The sequence below is a fragment of the Flavobacterium sp. MMLR14_040 genome, from assembly GCF_033657265.1.
Lineage (GTDB): Bacteria > Bacteroidota > Bacteroidia > Flavobacteriales > Flavobacteriaceae > Flavobacterium.
This window is the reverse complement of record NZ_JAWVWO010000013.1, coordinates 47,797-69,510: the sequence shown is the minus strand read 5'-3', so window position 1 is coordinate 69,510 and position 21,714 is coordinate 47,797. Positions and strand designations below refer to the sequence as shown.

Annotated in this window: 12 protein-coding genes and 1 tRNA gene; 2 read left to right on the top strand and 11 right to left on the bottom strand. The window is 34.5% G+C overall.

The genetic code is table 11. The features are described from left to right. Positions 1-86 precede the first annotated feature (86 nt). Together SD960_RS16760 and SD960_RS16755 are read left to right on the top strand one after the other, a co-directional pair. A tRNA-Ser gene (locus tag SD960_RS16760) sits at positions 87-145 on the top strand. A gap of 516 nt (positions 146-661) precedes the next feature. Beyond that, positions 662-1,759: a slipin family protein gene (locus SD960_RS16755; RefSeq protein WP_318804915.1), complete on the top strand. Its 1,098-nt coding sequence runs from the start codon at positions 662-664 to the stop codon at positions 1,757-1,759. Positions 1,760-1,814: 55 nt separating this feature from the next. Here the strand turns inward: SD960_RS16755 and SD960_RS16750 are convergent, their stop codons facing one another. The 11 genes from SD960_RS16750 to SD960_RS16700 all read right to left on the bottom strand — a co-directional run bounded on the left by SD960_RS16750 (position 1,815) and on the right by SD960_RS16700 (position 21,714). Further along, positions 1,815-3,593: a long-chain fatty acid--CoA ligase gene (locus SD960_RS16750; RefSeq protein WP_318804914.1), complete on the bottom strand. Its 1,779-nt coding sequence runs from the start codon at positions 3,591-3,593 to the stop codon at positions 1,815-1,817. A gap of 168 nt (positions 3,594-3,761) precedes the next feature. Continuing rightward, positions 3,762-4,193 (bottom strand): hypothetical protein, encoded by a 432-nt coding sequence (locus SD960_RS16745; protein WP_318804913.1) that lies wholly within the window; start codon positions 4,191-4,193, stop codon positions 3,762-3,764. 789 nt (positions 4,194-4,982) lie between these two features. Next, positions 4,983-8,636 carry a phosphoribosylformylglycinamidine synthase gene (gene purL / locus SD960_RS16740; protein WP_318804912.1) on the bottom strand — a complete coding sequence of 1,218 codons (3,654 nt, stop codon included), beginning with the start codon at positions 8,634-8,636 and terminating at the stop codon, positions 4,983-4,985. A gap of 774 nt (positions 8,637-9,410) precedes the next feature. Continuing rightward, positions 9,411-11,255, bottom strand: a complete 1,845-nt coding sequence (locus SD960_RS16735; protein WP_318804911.1) for an endonuclease — start codon at positions 11,253-11,255, stop codon at positions 9,411-9,413. Between the two features lie 468 nt (positions 11,256-11,723). Next, entirely contained in the window at positions 11,724-12,572 is an 849-nt protein-coding gene (locus SD960_RS16730) for a neutral zinc metallopeptidase (RefSeq protein ID WP_318804910.1), read from the bottom strand. A gap of 90 nt (positions 12,573-12,662) precedes the next feature. Further along, positions 12,663-16,346 carry a response regulator gene (locus SD960_RS16725; RefSeq protein WP_318804909.1) on the bottom strand — a complete coding sequence of 1,228 codons (3,684 nt, stop codon included), beginning with the start codon at positions 16,344-16,346 and terminating at the stop codon, positions 12,663-12,665. A gap of 93 nt (positions 16,347-16,439) precedes the next feature. Beyond that, positions 16,440-17,228, bottom strand: a complete 789-nt coding sequence (locus SD960_RS16720; protein WP_318804908.1) for a hypothetical protein — start codon at positions 17,226-17,228, stop codon at positions 16,440-16,442. A gap of 116 nt (positions 17,229-17,344) precedes the next feature. Beyond that, complete coding sequence (locus tag SD960_RS16715) at positions 17,345-18,673, bottom strand: aldehyde dehydrogenase (RefSeq protein WP_318804907.1); 1,329 nt, start codon at positions 18,671-18,673, stop codon at positions 17,345-17,347. Positions 18,674-18,748: 75 nt separating this feature from the next. Continuing rightward, positions 18,749-19,438 (bottom strand): RluA family pseudouridine synthase, encoded by a 690-nt coding sequence (locus tag SD960_RS16710; RefSeq protein WP_302096995.1) that lies wholly within the window; start codon positions 19,436-19,438, stop codon positions 18,749-18,751. 202 nt (positions 19,439-19,640) lie between these two features. After that, positions 19,641-20,459 (bottom strand): 3-methyl-2-oxobutanoate hydroxymethyltransferase, encoded by an 819-nt coding sequence (panB, locus tag SD960_RS16705; protein ID WP_318804906.1) that lies wholly within the window; start codon positions 20,457-20,459, stop codon positions 19,641-19,643. Between the two features lie 55 nt (positions 20,460-20,514). After that, positions 20,515-21,714 carry an SH3 domain-containing protein gene (locus SD960_RS16700; protein ID WP_318804905.1) on the bottom strand — a complete coding sequence of 400 codons (1,200 nt, stop codon included), beginning with the start codon at positions 21,712-21,714 and terminating at the stop codon, positions 20,515-20,517.

The following is a 21,714-nucleotide window of genomic DNA, read 5'->3' as shown; positions in this document are numbered from 1 at the left end:
GCAACTTGATTTGAAGGCTTTGGAAAGTTAGCCAAAAAACTATCCCACTCTATGGGTCATGGGTTCGACTCCCATTCGCAGTAGTGCGGTAGCTCAGTCTGGTTAGAGCAATAGAAAGGCTACGCAGGTTCGAATCCTGCACCGATTAAGTTCGGTTGGATGAGTGGTGAATCACCAACAGACTGTAAATCTGTTTAACAGAGCACATCACTCTTAAAAAGATGTTCATTGAAAAAAACTGATTTGTCTTTGTCAGTGAAACAAGGATTTGGGGATCCGGAGTTTCACACTCATTATAAAACCAGTGCGAACAGCAATGTATTTTGAATTGCTCTTTTTCTTCTCGGTTTGATTGTCTTCGTGATTTTTTTAGAATTTAGAATCACTTTTTCAAAATAGAATCGCAAACAATTAGAGTAAACAAGCCACAAACTGTTTCGTCCGTTTTTATTGGAGGAGAAAGGCAAGGAGGTTTTTTTATTTAGAAAAGAGAAAATAGAATAAAGAGAATAGAATAAAGAGAATAGAATAAAGAGAATAGAATATAGAGAATTGACTTTAGAATATAGAATAAAGAATATAGGTTTTCAACGGTTTCATAACTTGAAACTTGAAACCTGAAACAAAGAAAACTTTTTAAAAAACCTGAAACAAAAATATTATGATAAAAAGAATTAAAATCGAAGCGTACCAAGTGGGTTTGGTATTCGAAAACAGGAAATTAGTAAATGTATTGGAAGAAGGTTTGCACTGGATTTTTGGAAACAAAAATGTAATGCTTTACGATATGAATGCATCTTTTCAAGCACTATTGGAATTGAATATTTTGTTGGAAAACGAAGTATTGGCTTCTATTTTGGAAGTTATTGAGGTTGCAGATAATGAAATCGTATTGCAATTCGTAAACGGAAACTTTAAAGAAGTTTTAACTGCTGGAAGATATGCCTTTTGGAGAGGAGTAGTAAAGAATGAATTTATAAGAGCAGACATTTCTAAAATTGATATTACGGAAAAGATTCCAGTAAATCTATTAGAAAATGCTAAGTTGAGGTTTTTTATTAGAAAATTCATTGTTTCCAGCAACGATAAAGCTTTGCTATTTGTAAACGGAACTTTTGTGAAAGAACTAAAAGCCGGAACACATTATTTTTGGAACAACGCGATTACGATCGAAGTTAAAACGGTTGATGCGAGACAGCAACAAGTAGAAATTTCAGGTCAGGAATTGTTGACCAAAGATAAAGCAGGATTAAGAATCAACTTTTTTGTGAGATACCAGGTTGTTGATATCATGAAAGCGCTGGTCGATAACAAAGACTTTGATAAACAATTGTATGTAGCCATGCAATTGGCTTTAAGAGCTTTTGTTGGAGGATTGACTTTGGATGAATTGCTGGCCAAAAAAGACTCAATTGCTGAGGCGATTTTAGCTGAAGTAACAGCTAAAATAATTGACTTAGGTTTGGTTATTTCTGATGCCGGAATTCGTGATGTAATCTTGCCTGGCGATATGAAAGAAATCATGAATCAGGTTTTGGTTGCCGAGAAAAAAGCGCAGGCCAACAGTATTATGAGAAGAGAAGAAACCGCCGCAACAAGAAGTTTACTAAATACAGCAAAGCTGATGGAAGAAAACGAAATGTTGTGGAAGTTGAAAGAGATGGAATACGTGGAGAAAATCGCCGATAAAATTGGAGAAATCACAATTTCTGGCGGTGGAAACGTGATCGGACAATTGAAGGAAATCTTCGTGAAATAAAAAACGGCTGTCAATCGACAGCCGTTTTCCGTTGGTTTGTATTATCTTGATTTATTTAATTTTGACCGTATATTTTAGCGTAAAGATCTTTGTAGATTTCTTTGATAATTTTACGCTTCAGTTTTAAAGTAGGAGTCAGTTGTCCGCCGTCGATAGACCAAACATCCGGAGTAAGTTCAAAACGTTTGATTTGTTCCCAGTGTCCGAATTTTTTGTTGATTTCTTCGATTTCAGCGTCGATGCGTTTTTTAACTTGTTCGTTGTTAATGACTTCTTCGTTAGAACTTCCTAAAGTTACATTATGCAATTTTGCCCATTCTTTTACGAATTCAAAATTGGGCTGAATAAAAGCTGCAGGCATTTTTTCGCCTTCGCCAATTACCATAATCTGCTCAATAAAACGAGATTGTTTCATCGCGTTTTCAATAAGCTGAGGTGCAATGTATTTTCCACCCGAAGTTTTGAACATCTCTTTCTTACGATCGGTAATTTTAAGGAAACCTTCTTTGTCAATTTCTCCGATATCTCCCGTGTGAAAATAACCGTCTTGCAAAGCTTCGGCAGTTTTTTCAGGATCTTTAAAATAACCTAACATTACGTTTGGTCCTTTGCAAAGAATTTCACCGTCCTGAGCAATTTTTATTTCAACGTTGCGAATGATTTTTCCAACAGTTCCAATTTTGAAACCTTTGTTTCTCTGATCGTTTACAGCGATTACCGGCGATGTTTCAGATAAACCATAACCTTCCATAACTGGAATTTCTGCAGCAGCAAAAACTCTTGTTAGACGTGGCTGTAATGCAGCACTTCCGGAAACCATTAAATCTAATTTTCCACCCAAACCTTCTTTCCATTTACTGAAAATAAGTTTACGCGCAATTTTTAACTGAAATTCATACCAGAAACCATTGGCTCCGTATGGTTCGTATTTTAAACCTAAATCTATAGCCCAGAAAAATAGTTTTTTCTTAATACCGGTTAATTCACCGCCTTTGGCATAAATTTTATCGTAAACTTTTTCCAGAAGTCTTGGTACAGCTGTAATTACAGTTGGTTGCACTTCTTTTAAATTATCACTAATTTTATCAATCGATTCACCAAAATAAACCGAAACTCCATAATATTGATAGATGTACAAAATCATTCTTTCAAAAATATGGCAAATAGGCAGGAAGCTCAAAGCGGTGCTTTTTCCTGCATCAAACGGAATTCTTGGCGCACTGTCTAAAACATTCGACACAATATTTTTGTGCGACAACATAACTCCTTTCGGTTTTCCTGTAGTTCCGGATGTGTAGATTATTGTGGCTAAATCATCTGTTTTAATGCTGTCTTTCAAAGCCTCAACTTCAGCCTGATTGCTTTCGTCTGCTCCTAAAGTCAATAATTCAGACCAATGTTTGGCGCCTGCAATTTCATCAAATGTAAATACTTCTTTTAAAGTAGGTACATTCGCTTTTATGGCATTTACTTTTTGCAATACTTCGGTATCCGAAACAAAACAGTAAATACTGCCGCTATGGTTTAATATATATTCGTAATCTTCTTCGGCAATTGTTGGGTAAATAGGAACATTTTGTGCTCCCGTTTGTAAAATACCAATATCCATGATATTCCATTCCGTACGATTATTAGAAGTAATTAAAGCAATTTTGTCATCTTTTTGAACACCCATGCGCAATAATGCTCTCGAAACAGCATTAGCTTTTGCAATATATTCCTGAGTGGATGTTTTTTCCCAAACCCCGTTTTTTTTAGTTGCCAAAGCAACCGGAAGGTTATAAGTCTCTTGTTGATAATAAGGAAAATCAAAAAGGCGTGTGATTGAAACCATGTTTAATATATTGAATTTTACTGCAAATTAAATAAAAATAAGGTACAATTTTTATTTTTATCAAATTTTATGGGAAAAATTATAGGTACTATTGAAAATCAACGAAAACGTTTTCTTTTTTGTAGCAAAATTTAGAAAAAACAAAGAAATATTTAAATTAATCAATAACTATTGTACGTTATAATCTTCATATTCTTTTACTCTTTCTCCCATCAGGAACATTCTTTTCTTAAGGAAATGTATAGAAAGCTGCGTGTAATTCCACTCTTCGCTGTCTGTAATTCTGTACCAAAAAGTATAAGAGGCACTATTAAATCCTTCTTTAAAAATCGGCGTACCTTCATCGGTACATTCAATTCCCCAGTTAATTTTACTTTTACTTAAATCTGCATTCTGGATAACGCCCGTTCCATCAGGGTTTAAAACCGTACTTGGCGCTTTTTGGCCTATTGGCAAATACGTTCCCGGAACCGGATAATTAAGTGTAGTTGTTATATAACGTTCATGATTTTTGTAATTAATTGCATCTACGTGAACTTGGGAATGAGATTTTGTCGCAATAAAAAATAATGCAATAAGAAGTATTCTTAGGATTTTCATTGTATGTAGGTTTTAATGTTTTTGGGTTAAAAAAGTTTTCGTGGCAGGAACTTTTTGGCGAATATAGTTCAAATTTCAATAGAAAAAGAAATCGGAAATAAATATGAATGCGTTTTTTTAAACTTTTTATTTTCAGAAGGTTTTTATTGAATAAGTAACTGATATTCTTCTGATTTTTCTGAATTATGCAGTTTATGAAATCTCAGAACTGTTTTTTCGAAGAAATGAAAAAGGGGAATTTTCCCCTATAAGAAAAGGGAAATTCCCTTATTAATTCTTTGAGGTAAATAGTAGTTTTACCTCGCTAAAATTATTAAACAGAAGCGTAAAATAAACAGACATTATTCTTAAATATTGAAACTGCTTTTTATATAAAATGAGTAAGTGTGGAACTAATACTCAAATTTGTGGAGGCGTTTTATTAAAAAAAGACGCCGCCACCAGATGCAGAACCTTGGTGGACCGTTGCAGCGATTGACTCAGGCTTGTTGGTCGGAGGGCAAGAGATGTATTGTTTAGCAATACAATCGTGGAGAATCTTTTTTTGGGGAACAAGATACGACGGCTTCGGGGTTGTTTGCTTTAAATGTATCAAATGTTGTAACAGGAGTTGCTTCGGCACCAAAAGGTTTTAAATAAAAATGCCTCAGCTATTAGGGATAGTGCTGGGGCATTTTATGTTTTTTTCGCCACTAATTACACTAATTTCCACTAATTTAATTCGTGCTAATTCGTGAAATTTGTGGCAAAAAAAAACGCCCGATAAATTCGAGCGTTTTTAGTAATATATTAGTTTTTCTCAATCCATTTTCTGGCGTTGATAAAAGCTTCGTGCCAAGGCGTAAACTCGTCATTTCTGTCTTTTGGATAATGCGCCCAGTTCCATTGAAAAGTCGAACGCTCAATATGAGGCATTGTAACCAAATGTCTTCCGGTTTTATCGCACATCATGGCTACGTCGTAATGAGAACCATTTGGGTTTGCAGGATATCCTTCGTAAGCGTATTTAGAAACAATGTTGTAGTTTTCTTCACCCATTGGTAAATTGAACTTTCCTTCTCCGTGAGAAACCCAAACTCCCAAAGTAGTTCCGGCCAATGTTGATAACATAACCGAATTGTTTTCCTGAATTTTCACAGAAGTAAAAATACTTTCGTGTTTGTTACTATCGTTATGAAGCATTTTTCCGTGAACTTCATGCTCCGGATTAATTACTTCCAATTCCATAAACAACTGACAACCGTTACAAATTCCGACAGATAAAGTATCTTCTCTTTTAAAGAAATTATCCAATGCTGTTTTTGCTTTTTCGTTATATAAAAATGCTCCGGCCCAACCTTTAGCAGAACCTAAAACATCTGAGTTAGAGAATCCTCCAACAGCACCAATAAACTGAATATCTTCAAGATTTTCACGACCAGAAATTAAATCGGTCATGTGAACATCTTTTACATCAAATCCAGCCAAGTACATTGCATTTGCCATTTCACGCTCAGAATTACTTCCTTTTTCACGAATAATAGCCGCTTTTGGTCTTGGTTTTGAAGCATCAATTACAGGCGCTTTTCCAGTAAAATGAGTCGGGAAAGTATAATTTAAAGCCTGATTTTTATAGTTGTCAAAACGTGCTTTTGCAGTTCCGTTTTTAGATTGTTTTTGATCTAATAAATAAGAAGTTTCAAACCAGATATCTCTGTAATTTTTTATGTCTAAAGTCCAAAGTCCAAGGTCTAAAGTCTCTGTAGTTGTCGCTTTTCCTAATTTGAAGAACTCAATATTGTTAGCGTTTAATTTAGCTTCAACAGTTGCATCAGATTTAGCCTGGAAAACAATTCCGATATTTTCAGCAAAAAGAATTTTCAATAGGTCTTTTTCTGCGAAAGCACTAAAATCAATTTTTGCACCCAAATTCACATCAGCAAAACACAATTCTAATAAAGTAGTAATCAAACCACCACTTCCGATATCGTGACCTGCTAAAATTTGGCTTTCGCCGATTAATTCCTGAATCGTGTTAAAAGCGTTTTTAAAGAAAGAAGCGTATTTTATAGTAGAAGTTTCTTTCCCGATGGTGTTTCTGATTTGTGCAAAAGAAGAACCTCCTAGTTTGAAATCATCCTGAGACAAATTGATATAATAAATTGAATCTCCGTCTTTTTGTAAAACAGGCTCAACCACTTTTCTAATATCGGTACAGTTTCCTCCGGCAGAAATAATTACCGTTCCCGGCGCAATTACTTCATCATTTGGATATTTTTGTTTCATTGAAAGTGAATCTTTTCCTGTCGGAATATTGATTCCCAATTCAATTGCAAATTCAGAACAGCCTTCAACAGCAGCGTACAAACGAGCATCTTCACCTTCGTTTTTACAAGCCCACATCCAGTTGGCAGATAATGAAATACCTTTCAAACCATCTTTTATTGGCGCCCAGATAATGTTTGATAATGATTCTGCAATAGCATTTCTGCTTCCCGCAACAGGATCAATCAAAGCGGCAATAGGAGCGTGGCCAATAGAAGTTGCGATTCCTTCTTTACCTAAATAATCCAGAGCCATAACTCCAACATTATTCAAAGGCAATTGCAAAGGTCCTGCGCATTGTTGTTTGGCTACTTTTCCGCCCACACAACGGTCAACTTTATTCGTTAACCAGTCTTTTGAAGCAACAGCTTCCAGACGTAAAACATCTTTTAAATAGCTTTCGAAATTAGCGCCGTCGTAAGTGACATCAGCATATTTTCTGTCGATAGTTTTATCTGTCATAACCGTTTTTGGAGAACTTCCAAAGAAATCTTCCAAAGCATAATCCATCGGTTTTGAACCATTTGATTTTGATTCGAAAGTAAAACGGTGATCTCCCGTTACGTCTCCAACCTGATACATTGGCGAACGCTCTCTGTCGGCAATTCTTTGCAATGCATCAATATCTTTTTGACCAATAACCAATCCCATTCTTTCCTGAGATTCGTTACCAATAATTTCTTTTGCAGAAAGTGTTGGGTCACCAACCGGCAATTTATCCAAATCGATTAAACCTCCCGTTTCTTCCACTAATTCAGAAAGACAGTTTAGGTGTCCGCCCGCACCGTGATCGTGAATAGAAACAATTGGGTTATGATCGCTCTCTACAAAACCACGAATGGCATTTGCAGCACGTTTTTGCATTTCAGGATTTGAACGCTGAATTGCATTTAATTCGATTCCTGAACCAAAAGCTCCGGTATCTGCAGAAGAAACCGCAGCTCCACCCATTCCGATTCTATAATTTTCTCCACCCAGAATTACGATTTTATCGCCTTCTTGTGGTTTCTTTTTAATAGATTGATCCAGTTTTCCGTAACCAATTCCACCCGCCTGCATGATTACTTTATCGTAACCAATTTTACGGTTATTTTCTTCATGTTCGAAAGTTAAAACAGAACCTGTAATTAACGGTTGACCGAATTTATTTCCAAAATCAGAAGCTCCGTTCGAAGCTTTGATCAAAATATCCATTGGTGTTTGGTACAGCCATTTTCTTTCTTCAACAGCATTTTCCCATTTTCTGCCATCGTTCAAGCGAGAATATGAAGTCATGTATACTGCAGTTCCGGCAAGAGGTAAAGAACCTTGTCCTCCGGCTAAACGGTCACGAATTTCTCCTCCAGAACCTGTTGCAGCTCCGTTAAAAGGCTCAACTGTTGTTGGGAAATTGTGTGTTTCTGCTTTTAATGAAATAACAGAATCAAATTCTTTTACTTCATAAAAGTCTGGTTTGTCAGCTGTTTTTGGTGCAAACTGCTGCACTTTTGGTCCTTTTACAAAAGCAACATTGTCTTTGTAAGCAGATACTATATCGTTAGGATTTTCCTGTGATGTTTTTTTGATTAATTTGAAAAGAGAAGTTTCTTTTTCTTCGCCATCAATTACAAAAGTTCCGTTGAAAATTTTGTGACGGCAGTGTTCTGAATTTGCCTGAGAGAAAGCAAAGATTTCAGAATCAGTAAGTTTTCTTCCAATTTTTACAGCAAGATTATCTAAATAGTCAACTTCTTCCTGGCTTAAAGCCAAACCTTCAACTTTGTTGTAAGCCGCAATATCATCGATCTCCAGAATGGGTTCCGGCTGAACATTGATCGTGAAAATCTCCTGATCTAATTGATTGAATTTTTGATAAAGCATCGGATCAAAATCAGTAAAATCTTCCGTTGCCGGAAAAAATTCTTCAATTCTGATGATGCCCGGAATACCCATATTCTGAGTAATTTCTACAGCATTTGTGCTCCAGGGTGTGATCATTGTGGCACGTGGACCAACAAAAAAATCCGACAGTGCGGATTTCTCGATCTTATTGGAGTTGGCAAAAAGCCAGTTTAATTTTGAAATGTCTTGAGCCGAAATTTCGTTTTGCGTTTGTACGGCAAAAACAGTTTTGCTTTGGTTTTCAAAGAAATGGATCATTGTGATGTGTAGTTTGTTGTATTGAAGGTGCAAATTTAGTTTAAATAAATAGCAAGCGCAAATTTGAAAACAAACTCTTTTAAAGTTTTTGCCACGAAGGCACGAAGGCACAAAGTTTTTTTTGTTTCACGCAGATTTGGCAGATTGAGCAGATTTAAATGGATTGGAATTTTTGCCACAAAGGAGCGAAGGCGGAAAGTTTTTTTGTTTCACGCAGATTTGGCAGATTGAGCAGATTAAATTGATTATAAATCTGCGTAAATTTTTATTCAGTTTCTTTATCTGCTAAATCTGCCAAATCTGCGTGAAAAATTAATTTAGGCTTTTAATCTCGTAAAGACACAAAGTTAATCGTAGTGTTTGTCATCTCGACAGAGGAGAGATCACTCTAGAAACTCCGCAAACTGAATCGACAATCTTTGTAGAGTTCCTTGTGTGATCTCTCCTCCGTCGAGATGACATAAAATAAAAAAAATCATTTTAATCTCATAATCTGTGGCAAAAAATAAATTTTAATTTTAACCTCGGCAAAGACTAATATTTAAAATTGGATAGCGTCCAGCTTTAGCTGGATGAAAAAATAATTCAAAGAAAAGGCTTTAGCCAAACCAGTCTAGTTTGGCTAAAGCCTTTTATAATTTATCTCTAAACTTCCAGCTAAAGCTGGAGGCAATTCATAAAATCTTAAAATAAATGACTAAATAAAACTTTGCGACTTCGCGAGCAAATAAACCCGCAGCTTCAATTTCTTATATCATTTATATGGTGAAAAAATTAATTGATTACAATCTTTTTAATTATTGTTTTCGAATCGGTAATGATTTGTACAATATAAATGCCTTTTGAAAGATTACTTACCGAAATTGCAGCATCAGTAGTATTTTGTTTTTCCAAAACTTTTTGTCCCGTAAACGAAATAATTTCAATGGAATAAGTCGTATCTAAATTATCAAAACCAACATAAAAGTTTCCATCAGAAGGATTTGGATAAATTACAATTTCGTCAGAATCAACAATTTTTTCGTCGTTTGGAATTGCAATTTTGCTTGCCAGATTATTACAAGTATCTGTGGTGTACGAATCCCATTGCGAATTTAAATTGAAAGTGGTTGAAGGAGAAGTTACGGTCGATTTTCTTCTTAAAGTAACATCAATAGCAAAGTTTGCCGTTCCGCCGCTAAAAGTTCCAATAATGTCAATTAAAACGTCATTTTTGAATAAGCCTACAGCATCATTTCCATTAAACATTAATTCTGTTCCCGATGTTGAAATATTCGCGGCACTAGTCGAGTAACAAGTCGAAGAAATGGAACTGTTTACAATCACGAATTTACTTCCTGTGGTTAAAGTTCCGCTTAAAGCCAAGCCAGTACTCCACGAACCTGCGCCATTGGTTTGTTTTTTAATTGTATAGGCCGATAAGCTCACAGAACTTCCTGTATTATTAGCAATTTCCAGTGCTTTGTTATTTCCGGATCCTTCTATGTATTCAGAGAAAAGTAAATCTGTTGCCGTTCCGCCGGTTCCGCTGCTGTTAGTTGTTACGGCAATTGTACTGCTTGATGCAGAAGTATTTCCGGCCGCATCTCTTGCTTTTACATAAATAGAATAATTTGTCGAAGCCGTTAAACCCGTTATCGTTGCAGATAGTCCGGAAACTGTTGTTTTGAAAACGCTGTTGGCATAAACATCATAACCTGTAACGGCTACATTATCTGTCGAAGCATTCCACGCAAGTGTAATTGATGTTGAAGTTTTTGATGTCGAAGCCAGACTCGTTGGAGCAGTTGGCGCCTGAGAATCTGTTGAAGAAGTTCCGCCCCAAATTTGATTCACATATTCCGGATGATCGATATATGGATTTCTATTATTTTGACGTCCGTAAATAGCATTATTTCTCGCAATTTCTCTCGCACTTACAGGATCTTGTGCATGCCACGCCAAAAGAACATTTAAGAAAGCTGTTGTAAATACTTTATTAGCAGAACCGTCAAACATTGGAAAAGAATATCCTGAAACCGTATTTTCATAACGTGTTGCAAAATAAAAATACATTCGCGCAATATCGCCTTTAAAAGCATTTACAGGTTCAAAAACAGTTCCCGAATATCCCGAAACAGAACTTGATCCTAATTTGCTTCCGTTTTGAGACGTATAGGTTGCAGAACTTACAGTGCCGTGCGGATAATTGGAACGCATTCCGTTTACTTTTCCATCCGTTGGCGTAATAAAATGCGCATCGGAAACCATTGGCGATGACTCATTAAAAACCGATTGCGGAATAATATGTTCTCTGTTGTAACAATCACCTTCTACAGAATAACTCCCGCAGCGTTGCGTTGTTCCGGTTGAATAATTATAAAGATCTGTTCCTGATGGATTTTCAGAATACATGTCCAGAACTGTTCCGTCATTTTCGTAAAAATTATCAACGTCAGAAGTTTGATACGTCGTATACAAACCTGCATAGCCGTTGTCGGTATGACCTTTAATAATGTTGTATAATTGTGTTTTTAAAGTATAACCTGTTCCCGTTGCAGTGTTGTAATAGCCACTCGGAATCTGCGCAAAACTGACTGTAAAAAGTAATAGTAATAAGAAAGAGTACAATTTTTTCATAAAAATAGTTTTTAGGTTTGGTTGAAAATACTTCAAAATAGACTTTTCAATAAATTGATTATGAGAAGCTTAATTTTGTTATTGTAACAAATCTACTACTTTTATGAATACGCTGAGTTAAGGAATGATTATTTTTAGATATATTTTCTTACGGTTGTGTTTTTTGCCACGAAGATACAAGGAACTAAGTATTTTTTTTAAAGTAACTATTGATATACTGTTTGTCATTTCAACGCAGGAGAAATCTTTGCGATAAACTCTACAAACAAAATCGACAATCTTTGTCGAGCTACTTGCGGAGATTTATCCTTCGCGGAAATCACAAAACGGGCTAGCAGTAAGAATAAACAAAAGACTATCAAGATTTCTTTTAAATGAACTTATATCACTTATATGGTTCAAAAAAACAAAAAAAGCATGACGTTTAAATCATGCTTTTAGTCGGTTTGTTATATTTGGCTTGTTGTATTATCGAATTTCTTCAAAAGTAGTTCCTTGTTTGATATCGCCGGTTTTAAAACCTTTTTTAAACCAATACATTCTTTGCTCTGATGTTCCGTGAGTAAAGGAGTCCGGAACAACCTGACCGCTCATTTTGCTTTGAATGGCGTCATCGCCAACAGCGTTTGCAGCACTTAAAGCTTCGTCGATATCATCAGTATCTAAATTTTTCTGATTGTAGTGTGTCCATACTCCGGCGTAGAAATCTGCCTGCAATTCTAATGCAACCGAAAGTTTATTGGCTTCTGCTTCGCTTTTTCCTTCTTGTTCCTGATGCATTTTAGCCGAGGTTCCTAATAAGGTTTGCACGTGATGCCCAATTTCGTGCGCTATAACATACGCAATTGCAAAGTCGCCACCTTTGGCACCAAATTTTGTTTTAAGCTCCTCAAAGAAACCTAAATCCATATATACTTTTTGATCTCCTGGACAATAAAATGGTCCCGACGCCGATGAAGCTCCGCCGCAAGCCGTTTGAACAGAACCTCTAAAAAGCACCAATTTTGGGTTTTTATAAGTCATTCCGTTTTCTTGAAATATTTTACTCCAGATATCTTCGTTATCAGCCAGAATTACCCTCACAAAGTTACCCATTTCCTCATCTTCCTTGCTTAATGGTGCAGCAGCTTCAGTTTGCTGTTGGCCGCCTTGGACTTGCTCTAAGACATTTCCAATAGTTTGGCCAGTTTCACCTCCAAAAACATTTAACAACAAAATGATGATACCAATAACTCCACCACCAACGGCTACTTTTCCTCCAGAAAGTCCTCTTCTGTCCTCTACGTTATCACTTTGTCTTCTGCCTAGCCATTTCATATTTGTTATATTAAAAGTTATTTATAAATTTTGTTGTACGAATTTATATATTTTTTTGTAAAATATGTTCTATTAAAATGATTTACTTTATTATTTTATCCATTTAGATAAAGCTTCTTCCACAGTTCCGCGGATGATTGGTTTTGAAATATAATCGTTCATTCCGGCCGAAATACATTTGTTTCGCTCATCTTTCTCGGCGCCTGCCGTAACAGCAATTATAGGAATATTTTTTCCGCTTAAAGTATTTCTAATTGCTTTTGTGGCTTCATAACCATTCATGATTGGCATCTGAATATCCATAAAAACTAAATCAGGGTTAATGTTTTCAATTTGATTTACAGCTTCATAGCCATTTTCGCATTCAAAAATAATAGTATTTAAGTTGAGGTTTTTTACAATTGTTTTTAAAAGGAGCATGTTTACTTTATTATCTTCAACAATCAAAATATTCAGTTTTTTTTGATTAGGATAATAGTTCAATGCATAATCAGGATTTCTGTTTTTTAGGATTTCCTTGTATTTTTCGTTGATACTTTTATGACTAATGTTCAAATTCAAATCAAAATAAAAATTACTTCCTTTGTTGATTCTGCTTTCAAGCTGCAAACGGCTTTCCATTAAAGCCAGTAATTGATTCGAGATTGTAAGTCCCAAACCTGTTCCTCCAAATTTTCTCGTTGTAGAACTATCTTCTTGTGAAAAAGCCTTGAAAATTTTCTTCTGATTTTGCTCTAATATTCCAATTCCGGTATCAACAACTGAAAAACGAAGAATATAATTTTCTTCTGATTTTTTTTCGATTACCGAAACGTTTAGTTTTATAGATCCTTCGTTGGTAAATTTTATGGCATTAGACAAAAGATTGATCAAAATTTGTTTCAATCGCACAATATCTGTCCAGATATATTTTGGAACATTGGGATCGACATTTAATTCGAGATCAAGATTTTTTTGGTTAGATTCAAAAATAATTAAGTCAAATATTTGTCCCAGTATTTTTTGAATGTCGTATAAATCAATAAAAAGCTCCAGTTTTCCGGCTTCAATTTTAGAAAAATCAAGAATATCATTGATGATTTCAAGTAATGAATGCGCTGATTGATTGATGGTTGTCATGTACTTTTCCTGAATTTCTTCAAGATTCGTTTTCATAAGCAAATGTGTAAAACCAATAATTCCATTTAACGGAGTTCGTATTTCGTGCGACATATTGGCCAGGAAATCCGATTTAGATTTATTCGCCGCTTCCGCCAGTTCTTTTGCTTTTATGGCGTCTTCACTTTCCTTGATTTTGGCCTGATTTCTATTTCGGTCTAACGCCGATGAAATATTATTGGCAAGTGTCTGAAAGATATAAATTTCATCATCAGACCATTTTCTTTCCCGCGTACAATCATCAAAACCAATAAAACCCGAAAAGTTATTATTGGCATACAAAGGCAAAATCAATATCGATTTAATATCATTCGTAACGAGTAAATTTTTAAAGTAGGTATCTTCCAGATTGCGGGTTAAGGTGCTTAAAACTTTTTTATTTTGAGAGTGCCAGATAATTTCCTTTAAATTGTCTTCGGTAAAATTTTGCAGTTTCGTTATTTGACGTTCAATTCCTTCTCGTGTCCATTTGTATTTTTGGCTAATGGTATTGGTTTCAAAATTTTTTTCGTAATAAAAAATGTGATCTACTTTTGATGCCTTTCCAATAATTTCATAAGTCTCCTGAAACATTTTTTGTGGGCTTTTGCTCAATAAAAACTTCTCTGTACAAAGTGCCAAAGCCGATAGTAATTCACTTTTAAGTTCCAGTTTTTTCTCTGCCTTAAGCCTCATTTGAGAAGAAATTGCGAGTGAAATTACATCCGAAATTGTTCTCGCATAATTAATGTCTTCATTGTCCCATTCTCTTTTTTTCCCGGTACTTTCAAAACAGGCAACTCCTGCCAGTTGTCCGTTTAAAAAAATCGGAACATCGAGCATTGATTTTATTTTGTTTTTGATGAAATAAACTTGTTGAAATTCAGATGTTTCCAATTTGTTAAATACATCAGAAGCGTTGATAATGGCTTTGCTTTTTAAAGTTTCAAAATAGATTGGATAAGATTCTTTATCAAGAATGTTTTTATCGCTCAAACTTTGATTGTCCCAACTAAATAAATTTCGGCATGTTATGGTGTCGTTGGAATATTTCCAAAAACTAACTCTGTTTGTTTTAGAAACTGTTGCCGCTTCCTGAATAATAAAATCAATTACGGTTTGCAAATCGCTGTAACCGCGAAAATCTGTAGTCGATAATTTTTTGGTCGAATTATTGTAGGCTTCAATTTTCTCTAGACGTCTTTTTTTCTCGTTTTCGATGTTTTTTATCTCCGTAATATCCCTTGCAATACCGGCGTAGCCATTTGTTTCGCCCAAATCATTTTTGCGAATAATAACCTTTTGTGAAATCCATAATTCCTCGCCGTTTTTCTTTATAACCGGAATTTCAATGGTGGGATAATTAAGTTCATTTTGTTCTAAATTTTCATAGAAATCAACGGCATTTTTGATGTAATCTTCATGAATAAAATTGGAATAATGATGCGAAATCACTTCTTCTTCGGAATAACCCAAAATAGAATATCCAAATTCATTGATAAAAGTAAAATAACCGTCAACATTGATTTCAAAAATAATATCGGTCGCGGTCTGAATCAGGTTTTTGTATTGATCCTGAACTATAATTTGCTCCGTAACGTCTTGTCCAATGCTGATAATTAAATCATTAGAAAATTTTTTATCTTTCCATTGAATGTATTTGAATTCGCCGTTTTTACTTTTTAGTTTTCGAATATAGAGTTTATTATCAATATAAGTTTTATGATAATTTTCTCTGATAAATTCCGGATCTTCAGTTAATTTCCAAAATTCCATTGCCATTACTTCGTCTGGAGAATATCCTAAAATTGTTGTTATGGTTTCGCTGCTAAATAATACTTCGCCTTTTTTATTTGTAGCAATCGTTAATGAATTTCCTTTATGAACGATTTCGTTTGTAAACCTGAAATTATCTCTGTTGTTTAGTAAAACGGCATAATTTACGTGATTTAGAATGAAAATTATAATACAAAAATTGATGAGTAAAATAGATGATTTTAATGGAATTACATGGAAAACTAAGGTTATAATCAGGTATAAAAATACGATTGAAACGAAAGTCCAATAAATTTTTATGGGTTTTAAAATACTGTAGGAGAAGAAAAATGAAAGTAAAAAAGTAATAATGGGGATAACATCATTTTGCAGATATATAATGTTACGGGCAACGTAAGCAAGGTAAATTAAGAAGGAAATAATGAAAATTTTCTGGGTCCGGTCCCGTAGAAATTTTATTTTATCTGTAATTAAATAAAGCAGTAAAACTGAAAACCCGATAATTATATTAAAAACTAATAAACTTCGTGGCCGAATCTTGAATATTTCATTGATAATTTCAATTACGATAGTTGCAATACCAAAGAATAAAGCATACAATTGATATTCCCGATGTGCTGTTTCGCTTTCTAATTTTTTTTCGATGAAGTAGCCAATTTTGGCTTTAATTCTAAAAAACTGATAAATCAATAAACCTATAAAACCGAATAATGACAGCCCCAAAACGATGAGTTTGGGATTGTTGTAGAAAATAATATCTGATTTAAAAACAAACCAATTTGTCATAATCGATTTTAAGGCATCACCAAAATTGGCGATTCCTAAAATCGATGAGTTAAAAAAACTATAGTTTTCTACCATAGTATTCGGGGTATGTTTTTGGTTTAGTAATAGCAATTTAGAATTTTCTGAAAGAGTAGGTTAGGCTCTTTTTGTTCTCAGAATCTTCAGTTTTTATTCTGAATCAGATCCAATTGAATCAATTGAATTCTCTTCTTTTATATTTAATATAGCGCTATATAAAGCGTATTTTACCGAATAAGTAATAGGAATAGTAAATACAATACCAATACAGCAGGCAACAAAACCTACGGCTGAAGCCAGACCGCCTACAAAAAGCAGAAGAAAAACGACAAGAGGCTGTTTGCTTACTATAATAATGCTTGATTTTATGGCATCCATTGCATTCAAATCTCCAAAAATAATAAGCGGTATTGTTAAGGATGTAAATATCGTGATTGCCAATGCAATTAAAGTATCAACAAGAATAATTCCTGCCATATTAAAAAGAACAGAAACTAAACCACTTAGTAGTGAAATTAATAATGTTGCAATAAAAAGCTGTGCAAAATGTCGTGATGTATAATAGGTAAAAACGGTAGAAAATTTAAATTCTTCGTCTCTGTCTGCACAATATGCCATTTTTAAAAAACCAGCAGTGAACGGACTAAAAAGTGCTGCAACAAAAGCAATTACTACACTGTAAATTGCTAATACAGAAGTTGATGTTTGCTCGTTTTGAAGGTTTTTTAAGAATTCTTCATTAAAATGCTGAACTCCATACAAAGAAACTAAAAGCCCTCCGCCAAGAAAAAATGCTAAAATTGAAAATACCAAAAGTATTAATCCTGCATAAAGCGCTATTTTTTTATAGTTTTCGAAAGCATGGTTAAAAACAGTAGAAAAGTCTAAGAAATAGCCATTGTTTTTAATGTCTTCAATTTGATCAAGTGTAGATTTCATTTTTTTAAGTAGAATTGTTTTATATTCTGTGGTATTTAATTATTGAAACGTAAATATAATATTTTTAATCAAATCCGTACGAAAATCTACAAAATAGTGCGAAATTGTTTTAGCCTTTATATCCAGTCTAATAAGCGTTTGATGGAAGCCAGTTTATCTTTGTAAGGTGCATAACGCATAGGTAAATCGATCCAATTGCCTTTTTTGACTACTCCTTTGTGATGTGTAAAAATGTCAAAACTCAATTGACCATGATAAGCACCAATCCCGCTATGGCCAACACCGCCAAAAGGCAATCTCTTATTAGAAAAGTGAACAACTGTATCGTTGATGCAACCGCCTCCAAAAGAATAAGTTGCAATTAATTTTTTTGTAAATGATTTATTTTCGCTAAAAATGTAAAATGCAAGAGGTTTCTCATAACGGCTTACAACATTTTTAATTTCGGTTTCGGTTTCGTAAGTTAGAATAGGTAAAATAGGACCAAAAATTTCTTCTTTCATAACAGGACTTTCCAAAGCTGGTTCTTCAATAATTGTTGGCGAGATATAAAGTTTATTAGCGTCTGTTTCTCCTCCAAAAATTACTTTTTCAGATTTAAGCATATTGGCCAGTCGCAGCCAGTTTTTTGTATTTATAATTCGGGCAAAATCCGGCGATTTTTCCATTTTTTTACCATATGCTTTTATAATTTCTTCCATCATAAAGGTGATGAAATTGATTTTCATATTTTTTTGAATCAAAATATAATCCGGTGCAATGCAAGTTTGACCGGCATTAATAAATTTTCCCCAGACAATTCTTTTTGCAGCCAATTTTAGATCGGCAGTTTCATCAATAATACACGGGTTTTTTCCACCCAATTCAAGTGTAACCGGCGTAAGGTTTTCTGCAGCAGCTTTGGCAACGATTTTTCCAACAGCGGCACTTCCTGTAAAGAAAATATAATCCCAGCGTTTTGCTAATAAGCTGTTTGCCGCTTCAACTCCGCCCTGAACGACATCGACATGTTTTACATGAAATGTTTTTTGGATGATTTTTGCAATTACCGAAGATGTGCTGGGAGTAAGTTCAGAAGGTTTTAAAATCACTCTGTTTCCCGCTGCAACAGCAGCAATCAAAGGGCATAATGCTAGTTGAAAAGGATAATTCCACGGTGCAATTACCAACACTTTTCCGTAAGGTTCTTTATAAATATAATCGGTTGAAGGAAAGTTGAGGAGGGAAGGAAAAACACGTTTTGGTTTTGCCCATTTATGAATGTTTTTGATCGTGTCTTTTAGTTCCGAAATGACATAATTAGTCTCTGTTAAAACAGCTTCAAATTCGGGCTTTTTAAAATCATCATATAAAGCTTTTACAATTAAATCTTCGCTTTTCTGAATGTTATATAATAATTTTTTGAGCGTTTCTTTTCGGTATCCGATATCATTTTTATAGTCCATTTTACGATCAGCTTGTTTTTTTGCCTATGCAAGTTAATCGATAAAAATTAAAAAAATAAGAAAATAATCATAAAATCATAATGCATTCCAAATGGTTTCATCGGGAGTTGGTGCAATAATCGTAATATTTTCTTTAGAGACAGGATGTACAAAAACTAATTTTCTGGCATGAAGATGAATTCCACCGTCAGGATTACTTCGGTCAAAACCATATTTTAAATCGCCTTTTATAGGCGAACCAATTGCAGACAATTGTGCACGAATCTGGTGGTGGCGGCCGGTGTGCAGATTAATTTCCAGCGCAACATAATTTTGAAGTTCCTTAAAAACAGTGTAATCCAGACTGGCGATTTTGCTATCGGGAACTTCTTTTAAATGTGCTTTTGAAGTGTTATTTTTTTCGTTTCGTTTAAGATAATGAACCAATTTGGCAGTTGTTTCCAAAGGTTTATTTTTGACAACTGCCCAATAGGTTTTTTGCGTTTCGCGATTGCTGAACAATTCGTTCATTCGCGTTAAAGCTTTACTGGTTCTGGCAAAAACCACGATTCCGGTTGTAGGTCGGTCCAAACGGTGAATGACACCCAGAAAAACGTCGCCAGGTTTATTGTATTTGTCTTTAATGTATTCTTTTACAACATCAGATAAAGGTTTATCTCCCGTTTTATCACCCTGTACAATATCGCCTACGCGTTTGTTAACCACAATAATATGATTGTCTTCGTGCAGAATTTGGAGATTACTTTTGTTGGAAACGATTTTCATTATAGACTTATGGGAAAATTTAAATTTTAAATTTCTGGTTTTAGATTTTAGATTGAAAGAATTCGGCTAAAGCCTTTTGATGAAATTACAGAGAAAGCACAGCTTATTCAGTTTTCTAAAAAAAAACTCTGAACCTTTGTCGCTTTGAATCTTTGTAACTAAAAAAGAAACCTTAGCATCTTAGAACCTTAGAACTTAAAAATTAATATTGTTCATTAGAATTAGGGAAATCACTAGATTTTACATCAGCAGCATATTGACCTATTGCTTTTGTCATTTCTTCGTAAAGATTTAGGTAACGACGTAAAAATCTTGGACTAAATTCGTTGTTCATTCCCAACATATCGTGAATAACCAAAACCTGTCCATCAACGCCGCCTCCGGCACCAATTCCGATAACCGGGATCGAAATACTTTTAGCTACTTTTTCGGCTAAATCAGCAGGAATTTTTTCGAGAACAATACCAAAACAGCCAATTTTTTCAAGCAATTTAGCGTCTTCTATTAGTTTTTCTGCTTCTTCATCCTCTTTTGCACGAACACTGTAAGTTCCGAATTTATAAATAGATTGTGGAGTTAAACCCAAGTGACCCATAACAGGAATTCCTGCGTTTAATATTTTTTTGATCGATTCTTTAATTTCTTTTCCTCCTTCTAATTTTACTGCGTGACCACCGCTTTCTTTCATGATTCTGATGGCAGAACGCAAAGCTTCTTTCGGGTCAGACTGGTAACTTCCAAAAGGTAAATCAACAACAACCAAAGCTCTTTCGATAGCACGAACTACAGACGAAGCATGGTAAATCATTTGGTCTAAAGTAATTGGCAATGTCGTTTCATGACCTGCCATAACATTTGAAGCTGAATCTCCAACCAAAATCACATCGACTCCGGCAGTATCAACGATTTTTGCCATTGTATAATCGTAAGCCGTTAGCATAGAGATTTTCTCTCCATGGCTTTTCATTTCGATTAACGACTTTGTAGTGATTCTTTTATAATCTTTTTTTGCTACTGACATTTTGTTTTTTATTTTTTTTGAAGATGTAAAAGTATTGAATAATTATAGATTGAAATCAGCAATAGAAGAATATTTCAATAAAAAAGAGCTTTCCGTCTTTGAATTCTATTCTAAATTCGCTGTCTTCAAATTGTAAGGAGTAGGAATGTGGGACTTTGATAGAAGCTGTTATATAAGTGCCGTATTTTTCGATAAATGCTTTTTCAGTTAATGTATTATCTAAAACCGAATTGGTATTCAAAATCATTTTATTGTTTTCATTGATAAAAACCTTTACAATTTCAGCTTTGTTTTGTTTTTCATCAACAGAAACTTCCAAATCCGGATAATAGTAAAACAAATCACTTAAATAAACACCACATTCATCGCCTATATTGGCTGTTTTTGCAGGTTTTCCAAAGGTTTTAACCAATTCTTTCTGAGTAAGAAATAAAGATTTTGTTTTAATCCCTTTCAAAACAAATTCTGCTTTTTGTGTAAAAGCAATAATTTGTTCCGGTAATTTATGTTTATCCAATCCTTTGGCAATAGCCATATTCAGTTCTGTATCGGCAATTAGTTTAGGGTCGTTTAATTGTTTAACAACCTCAGAATATCTTTGGTACGCCGGAGCTAGTTTAGAGTAATCGCTGTTCCAGGCAAGTTCTACAATTCGTTCGGCAACAGTTTTTCGTTCAGCAATTGCATCAGGATTAAGTTTGTCGAATTCTTTGATTAAAGTATTAAAATCAGGTCTTTTGCCAATGAATTTTCTCAGTGTAAATTTTGCATATTCGGGATCAAAATTCCCACCAATATTCACCCATTCTTCTTGATTTTTGGGAAGATAATTTACGGGAACTGGATCTCCTGTAAACAAAATTTCTTTAATTTTTGAAGTTTTATCCGGAAGTGCCCTTGCTTTTAAACCCGCTACCAAAACAAAAAGATGATTTCCGCCATAATATTGATCACCGCCTGCCAAAACCGGATTTTCGTAATCAACAGTTTTAATGTCGGCAGCGTTTAATCTTGTTCCCACAAATTTTTCAGGAACATAACCTTCAGATGAATTATCGGCTTTTACTTTGTACCAGCCATTTTCATTTTTAGATAATAACTGAACTTCGGCACCATATTTAAAATAACCTAAAAATTCGGCAGAAGTACTTGTCGAAGTATACAATCGGGTATCTGAATTTAGAAAATAACGTTCCTGGGCGTGTAATAAAATAGAGCAAAATAATAATGCTGCTATAAAGTGGTATTTTTTCAT

What these genes read in the sequence shown, in the direction of transcription:
- SD960_RS16755 (WP_318804915.1), top strand. Translation starts at nt 662, where the DNA reads ATGATAAAAAGAATTAAAATCGAAGCGTACCAAGTGGGTTTGGTATTC.
- SD960_RS16750 (WP_318804914.1), bottom strand. Translation starts at nt 3,593, where the DNA reads ATGGTTTCAATCACACGCCTTTTTGATTTTCCTTATTATCAACAAGAG.
- SD960_RS16745 (WP_318804913.1), bottom strand. Translation starts at nt 4,193, where the DNA reads ATGAAAATCCTAAGAATACTTCTTATTGCATTATTTTTTATTGCGACA.
- purL (WP_318804912.1), bottom strand. Translation starts at nt 8,636, where the DNA reads ATGATCCATTTCTTTGAAAACCAAAGCAAAACTGTTTTTGCCGTACAA.
- SD960_RS16735 (WP_318804911.1), bottom strand. Translation starts at nt 11,255, where the DNA reads ATGAAAAAATTGTACTCTTTCTTATTACTATTACTTTTTACAGTCAGT.
- SD960_RS16730 (WP_318804910.1), bottom strand. Translation starts at nt 12,572, where the DNA reads ATGAAATGGCTAGGCAGAAGACAAAGTGATAACGTAGAGGACAGAAGA.
- SD960_RS16725 (WP_318804909.1), bottom strand. Translation starts at nt 16,346, where the DNA reads ATGGTAGAAAACTATAGTTTTTTTAACTCATCGATTTTAGGAATCGCC.
- SD960_RS16720 (WP_318804908.1), bottom strand. Translation starts at nt 17,228, where the DNA reads ATGAAATCTACACTTGATCAAATTGAAGACATTAAAAACAATGGCTAT.
- SD960_RS16715 (WP_318804907.1), bottom strand. Translation starts at nt 18,673, where the DNA reads ATGGACTATAAAAATGATATCGGATACCGAAAAGAAACGCTCAAAAAA.
- SD960_RS16710 (WP_302096995.1), bottom strand. Translation starts at nt 19,438, where the DNA reads ATGAAAATCGTTTCCAACAAAAGTAATCTCCAAATTCTGCACGAAGAC.
- panB (WP_318804906.1), bottom strand. Translation starts at nt 20,459, where the DNA reads ATGTCAGTAGCAAAAAAAGATTATAAAAGAATCACTACAAAGTCGTTA.
- SD960_RS16700 (WP_318804905.1), bottom strand. Translation starts at nt 21,714, where the DNA reads ATGAAAAAATACCACTTTATAGCAGCATTATTATTTTGCTCTATTTTA.